Below are 6,304 nucleotides of genomic sequence, written 5' to 3'. Positions count from 1 at the left end.
GCCAGCACGAGGCCCGACGGGGCCGCCAGCGCCAGAATGCCCAGCACGTAGCCCTTGCCCAGCGCCCGGTGCAGCCTCGCCCCGCGCCGCACCAGCCACGGCAAAAACTGCAGCAGCCCCAACACCAGCACCACCAGGCTAGTGGTGATGTGCACGTAGAACCCGAGCCGGAACACCGGGTTGTCGTTGGTGTCGTCGCTCTTGGTGGTGAGGAAGTGGATGCCCTTCTCGAAGGTGTAGTAGGGCAGCGTTTTGGTGAGCATCAGCCCCGCGAAGGCGGCAATGAGCATGGCCGTGAGGGCGAGGGTAATTTTTCGGAGCATGGAGGCAACGGGTTCGGGCGCAACCCACAAATAAAAAGGCCCGCCGGTGCTAACGGCGGGCCTTCAGCATTTATTGGCTCGGGGGCTATTGCCCGCGCAGGCGCTTGTGGTATAGCCCGGCCATGCGCAGTTGGAAGTAGTCGTACTTCTCGCGCAAGTGGTCGAAGAGGTCGCGCAACGAGGCATCGGGGCCGAGCTGGGCGCGGGCGGTGAGGATTTCGGCCAATTCCGAATCACTCACGAAGTCGTGGATGCGCAGTTCGCGGCCCTTTGCGTAGGCGTTGTAGAGGTGCGTTTTCACGGTGCTCAGGGCCAGACCGCGACGCTCGGCAATGTCTTCGGGCGTGAGGCCCATCTGGTGGAACTGAATGGTGGCATCCTCGGAGTCGCTCACGGGCTTGTCGGCCGCAGCCGAGGAGGCCGCACTGAGGCGCGAGCGGGCCGGCTCGTTGAACATGCTGTCCGAATCGGACGGCACGTACTGGCCGCCCCCACCGCTTTCGTCCAGAATGAGCTTGATGAAGGCCTCGCCGTAGGTTTCGAACTTCTTCATGCCCACGCCCGAAATGCCCAGCATGCCCACGCGGCTCACGGGGCGCTCGGCGGCCATTTCCTGCAGCGTGGCGTCGGAGAACACCACGTAGGGCGGCACGCCCTGCTCGTCGGCAATGGCCTTGCGGAGCTTGCGCAGCTTGTCGAACAGCTGCGCGTAGAGCGAGCCGATGGTGGCGCTGGCCGCGGCGCTGGCGGCTTTCTTGCCGGCGCGGGTGGGCTTTTCGGCCTTCTCGCTGGGCTGGAACTTGCGCAGCGGCAGCGTAAGCTCGCCTTTGAGCACCTGGTGGCCGCGCTCGGTGATTTTCAGGGCATAGCCTTCCTCATAGGCGATGTAGAGCAGGCCATCGTTCAGCATCTGGTGGATATAGCTGTACCAGTCGAGGTAGGGCAGGTCGCGGCCCGCGCCGTAGGTCTTAATCTGGTCGTAGCCGCCCTGCAGCACGGCCTGGTTGCGCATGCCGCGCAGAATATCAATCAGCAGATTAATCGCCACTTTCTCGCGGCTGCGGGCCACGGCCGACAGGGCTTTCTGGGCGATGAGCGTGCCGTCGAACGTGGTGGGCGGGTTGCGGCAGATGTCGCAGTTGCCGCAGTCCTGGGCCAGGGTTTCGGAGAAGTAGTTGAGCAGGATTTTGCGGCGGCAGCTGGCGGCTTCGGCAAACTGCTGCATGCGCTCGAGCTTGGCGGTGTTGAGCTGGGCCTGCCGGGCGGGCACGTCCTTGGTCACCATCTCGCGCATCTGCATCACGTCGGCGAAGCTGTAGAACAGAATAGCGGTACTCGGCGCGCCGTCGCGCCCGGCCCGGCCGATTTCCTGGTAGTAGCCCTCGATGTTTTTGGGCAGGTTGTAGTGCATCACCCAGCGCACGTTGCTCTTGTCTATGCCCATGCCGAAGGCGATGGTGGCCACGATGACCTGCAGGTCGTCCTGCAAAAAGGCCTCCTGCACGCTCCCGCGCTGGTTGGGCGTCATGCCGGCGTGGTAATGCCCGGCCTTGATGCCCTTGGCCTTGAGCTTGGCGGCAATGGTTTCGCAGGTTTTGCGCGAGAGGCAGTAGATGATACCGGGGTCCTGCGGGTGGCGGCCGATGTAGTCGATGATGGCGTTGATACGGTCCTGGCCGCCGCGCACAATCAAGTTGATGTTGGGCCGGTCGAAGCTCGACAGGAACACTCTGGGCTCGCTCAGGTTGAGCTGCGTAATGATGTCGCGCTTGGTGAGGCGGTCGGCCGTGGCCGTGAGGGCGATGATGGGCGTGCTCGGGAAGTGGTTCCGTAGCTGGCCCAGCTGCGTGTATTCGGGCCGAAAATCGTGGCCCCAGCTCGAAATACAGTGCGCCTCATCAATGGCAAACAGACTGATGTTGACGCGCGTCAGAAACTGCAAAAAGCCGTCGCTCAGCAGCTTTTCGGGCGATACGTAGAGCAGCTTGAGGTAGCCGCCGGTAGCGGCGCGGGCAATGTCGTTGGCCTCGCTCTGGCCCACGCTGCTGTTGATGTAGGCCGCCGCAATGCCGTTGGCTTTCAGGGCCTCCACCTGGTCTTTCATCAGGGCGATGAGGGGCGACACCACCACGCAGGTGCCCTCGCTCACCACGGCCGGAATCTGGAAACACACCGACTTGCCGCCCCCGGTGGGCATCAGCACCACGGTATCTTTCCCGCTGAGGATGTGCTGGATAATATCGCCCTGCATGGGGCGAAAGTTGTCGTAGCCGTAGTACCGTTTCAGGGCCTGGCGGGCGGCGGCGAGTTGCGGGGCAGCGGTAGCAGATTCGGGCATTATAAAATCACGGCTTTATAGCAACACTTAACAATCATGCAACACTCGAACGCTACTGTTAAAGACTATCAAAAACAACTAATTAGATTGAAACTACTGCTCATGCAAAGCGTTTTTAATCCCTGTTGTAACAATATATTTCAAATCCTTATTAGCGTTTGCTAATACAATTCTTTGAAAAAAGACATCAGAGCCTAAATCAATGTAAAGACGACCAAAAATTTGTTTAGCACAATATGTCGCCATAGTTATTATTTTACCCAAATCAATTGTTATTATTTCATTAGCCGCAAGCATAGCCAATACTCGATGGTATATTTCTTCTCCTACACTCTTCTCAACTATAGCACTTCCAAACTCGCTTAAGTCAAGCACATTATTATCATTGCCAGTTAATTGTTGGGGAGTCTGTTTCATCATTTCCATCTTTTTCAACAATGTCAACAAGGCGTAGCCCTCTGTTTAAGGGCAAAGATAAGTAAAAAATAGAACCTTTCCAATAACCACTTTTCCCAACAGAAACCCTACCTCTTTCGACTTTATACACATAACCCTCTGAATACACATGCATTATTCCTAGCGTGGCTTTTGCAATCTCACTTACCAACCAGAGCCCGTAGCCCATATGATTAGTACCAGCTTTCGATGTTACTCCCTTTTGCATAGCCTTGGCAATGATATTGCTACCATCCATGCTATCGAATCCCCCATTTTTTAAAGTTGATATAATTCCTTGTCCATTATCAGCACAAGCAATTTCTATATTATTTTTATTACCATAAGCGACAATAATCGATTTATCATCTTCTGTAGCATGCTCCCAAAAATTCAAAGTAACCTCGCTTAGACAGGTAAACAACAAAGATATACCTGCCTCATTTCCTTCGTAATAATCCTGAATTGATGGCAAAAATTTTTCCTGAAGTGAATTTCTCGACATTACCACATTTCGAAGTAAACCTTGAGGAGCAATTAGAAACCCGTTTACCTGCTTTACTTCAAATTTCTTATACACTTCATCATCATTCTCATCTGTCTCGAGATATGCATTAAAAAAATCAGTGAATCCGTATTTATAAAAGGAGTGCTGCATATTCTCCCCATTAATATATCGGGGAAACAAAAGCAAATCTTTTAAAACAGCATAATCGATAAATTTAAAAAACACTAACACGTGCAATACAGAAGCTTCACTCACATCTCTAAAGTTTATTAACAAATTATTGATAAATTTTTCCTTTGTCTTAAAGAAAAACTCTAATTGAACCAATATTTCATTAATATTTGAGGCCCTGCATACTCGCGGATATTTAACTTCTATTTTTTTCATAAATATACAATTTTAAGCATTGAAAATATTTGCAAATTCATCAAGCATTTCTTCTTCTTTTTGAATGTTTTTTCTACTGTGATTAGCTGAAACATTGCGAAAATGGTCTAGATAACGCCCTATCAGACGATTCAGTTCTTCTGACAAGTATAGCCTTTTGCTAGACACCAACCTATCAATAACTTGTATTTTAACATTTAGCTCCTCCACAGACTCGCCTGGGAAAAACCAAGTTAAATCACTCATTTTATGATATATATCCTCCAAAACAACTATTCTTTTCTCCTCTCTAAGATTAAACTTTGTGACATTTTTTTCAATATTTTTCAACCGCCATTGCACAAAAATTGAAAACAATGCGCTTGCTATCTGTATAACAATACCAAATATTAACCATAGCCAAAACTTACTATGAGCATCAAGAAGCAGGTCAAAAGACTGCATAAATTCTTTTGCTACTTCGGGAGTTGTTACTTGTAGTACCATTGCAAATGAAACTTGGCTTGTGCGTATCTAAGGCGTCGTTTAATTTTTTTTGATAGCAATAATACTAACTGTTTTGGAAAGTCATTTTTAAATCACTACAACTTATAGTTATTTGGCAAAATCCCGCCGGCTCCCCCGGTACAGCTCATACTTCAGCAGCCGGCAGTCAATCGGCCCGTTGAACAGCGGGATGCGCCGCGCCGGCTTCAGCCCGATGCTCTTGGCCGCCTCCAGGTTGCCGGTGAACACGAAAGCGTTGTAGCCCTGGAAACCCGTTTTCAGCGTGTCGCCGATGGTTTTGTAGAGCGCTGCCATCTGGGCTTCCTCCCCTATTCGCTCGCCGTAGGGCGGATTCATCAGCACGATGCCCGGCTCTTCTTTGGCGGGTGCGGTGGCGTCCTTCACATCGCGCACCGAGAGGCGCACGCAGTCTTCGAGGCCGGCGGCGGTGATGTTGGCCGCGGCCGCGTCAATGACTCGGGGGTCGAGGTCGGAGCCGGCGAGGTAGGCCTGCGGCTCTTCGAGGCGCTGGGCTTTGGCTTCTTCGCGCACTCGCTCCCAAAGCTGGGGGTCGAAGTCGTACCAGTTTTCGAAACCGAACTTGCCCTGGTGAAACAGGCCAGGCGCGATGCGCTGGCACATCAACCCCGCCTCGGTGAGGATGGTGGCCGAGCCGCACATGGGGTCGATGAGGGGCTGCTTGCCGTCCCAGCCCGAGAGCAGCACCAAGCCGGCGGCCAGCACCTCATTCAGCGGCGCCTCGTTGGTGCCCTGGCGGTAGCCGCGGCGGTGCAGCGAGTCGCCGGCCGCGTCGAGGCTAAGGATGACTTCGTTCTCCGTCATGCGCAGGTGCAGGCGGATGTCGGGGTTGCGGGTATCGATGCTGGGCCGCTCGCCGGTACGCTTCCGGAACTGGTCCACGATGGCATCCTTGGTGAGCTGGGCCACGAACAGCGAGTGCTCGAAGGTGGAGCGGTTCACCACCGGCGTGATGGCGAACGTCTGGCCCGGGCCGATGAAATCCTGCCAGTCGATGCGGCTCACCTCGCGGTAGAGGGCCTTCTCGTCGGCGGCGTAAAAAGCAGCGAAGGGCCGCAGCAGGCGCATCGACAAGCGGCTCCAGAGGGCCACTTCGTAGAGCAGGCGGTGGTCGCCGATGAACTCGACGGCCCGCGAGCCTACGTGCGTGATGTCGGCGCCAAGGTCGTAGAGTTCGTCGGCGAGCAGTTCTTCCAGGCCGAACTGGGTGGTGGCGGTAAGGTGCATAAGTAGCGCGGACTTTTAGTCCGCGTCCGCGCGCCGATTCGGGAATATCCCGGCGGCACGGAAACGCGAACTACAAAGTTCGCGCTACTTTCGCCTTTCGCCCGCACGCTGCATTCATTTATGGCCCTCGCTCCCTCCTCTTCCCCCATTCCCACCGCCACCGCTGCGCCCGCCCGCTCCTACGCCGGCCCCATGCTGCTGATGACGACGCTGTTCTTCCTGTTCGGCGCCGTCACCAACTTCAACGACGTGCTCATGCCCTACCTCAAGGACGTGTGCCAGCTCACCGATTTGCAGTCGTCGGCGGTACAGTCGGCCTTTTTCGGCGCCTACTTTCTCATGTCGCTGCCCGCGGGCTGGGTACTGAAAAAGCTGGGCTACCAGCGCGGCATCGTGGTGGGCCTGCTGGTGATGGCCGTGGGCGCGCTACTCTTCATTCCGGCAGCCGACTCGCGGGCGTTTGCGCTGTTCCTCACGGCCCTGGCCACGCTGGGCGCGGGCGTGACGCTCCTGCAAGTAGCGGCCAACCCCTACGTAAGCATTCTGGGCCCGGCGCGCGGC

General features: G+C 54.9%; 7 protein-coding genes. 1 reads left to right on the top strand and 6 read right to left on the bottom strand.

The features are described from left to right. The 6 genes from ACYVDE_RS12325 to ACYVDE_RS12300 all read right to left on the bottom strand — a co-directional run. Positions 1 to 323, bottom strand: a 323-nt coding sequence (locus ACYVDE_RS12325) for a DUF2306 domain-containing protein (protein ID WP_460501845.1), incomplete at its 3' end; no start/stop codon positions are given. Positions 324 to 408: 85 nt separating this feature from the next. Further along, a complete protein-coding gene (gene recQ / locus ACYVDE_RS12320) occupies positions 409 to 2,661 on the bottom strand; it encodes a RecQ family ATP-dependent DNA helicase (RefSeq protein WP_460501844.1) in 2,253 nt (750 codons plus the stop codon). 93 nt (positions 2,662 to 2,754) lie between these two features. Continuing rightward, positions 2,755 to 3,081 carry an STAS-like domain-containing protein gene (locus ACYVDE_RS12315; RefSeq protein WP_460501843.1) on the bottom strand — a complete coding sequence of 109 codons (327 nt, stop codon included), beginning with the start codon at positions 3,079 to 3,081 and terminating at the stop codon, positions 2,755 to 2,757. Further along, complete coding sequence (locus tag ACYVDE_RS12310; RefSeq protein ID WP_460501842.1) at positions 3,044 to 3,991, bottom strand: hypothetical protein; 948 nt, start codon at positions 3,989 to 3,991, stop codon at positions 3,044 to 3,046. The genes ACYVDE_RS12315 and ACYVDE_RS12310 overlap by 38 nt, the downstream gene beginning before the upstream one ends. A gap of 12 nt (positions 3,992 to 4,003) precedes the next feature. Beyond that, complete coding sequence (locus ACYVDE_RS12305; RefSeq protein ID WP_460501841.1) at positions 4,004 to 4,477, bottom strand: hypothetical protein; 474 nt, start codon at positions 4,475 to 4,477, stop codon at positions 4,004 to 4,006. A gap of 108 nt (positions 4,478 to 4,585) precedes the next feature. After that, positions 4,586 to 5,743 carry a THUMP domain-containing class I SAM-dependent RNA methyltransferase gene (locus ACYVDE_RS12300; protein WP_460501840.1) on the bottom strand — a complete coding sequence of 386 codons (1,158 nt, stop codon included), beginning with the start codon at positions 5,741 to 5,743 and terminating at the stop codon, positions 4,586 to 4,588. Between the two features lie 120 nt (positions 5,744 to 5,863). On the opposite strand from ACYVDE_RS12300, the gene ACYVDE_RS12295 reads away from it, so the two are divergent. Next, positions 5,864 to 6,304 (top strand): MFS transporter (locus ACYVDE_RS12295; protein WP_460501839.1); only part of this gene is annotated, 441 nt, incomplete at its 3' end.

The organism is Hymenobacter agri (assembly GCF_054778495.1).
Note: the sequence above shows the minus strand (reverse complement) of the source record. Positions and strands in the feature narration are given on the sequence as shown.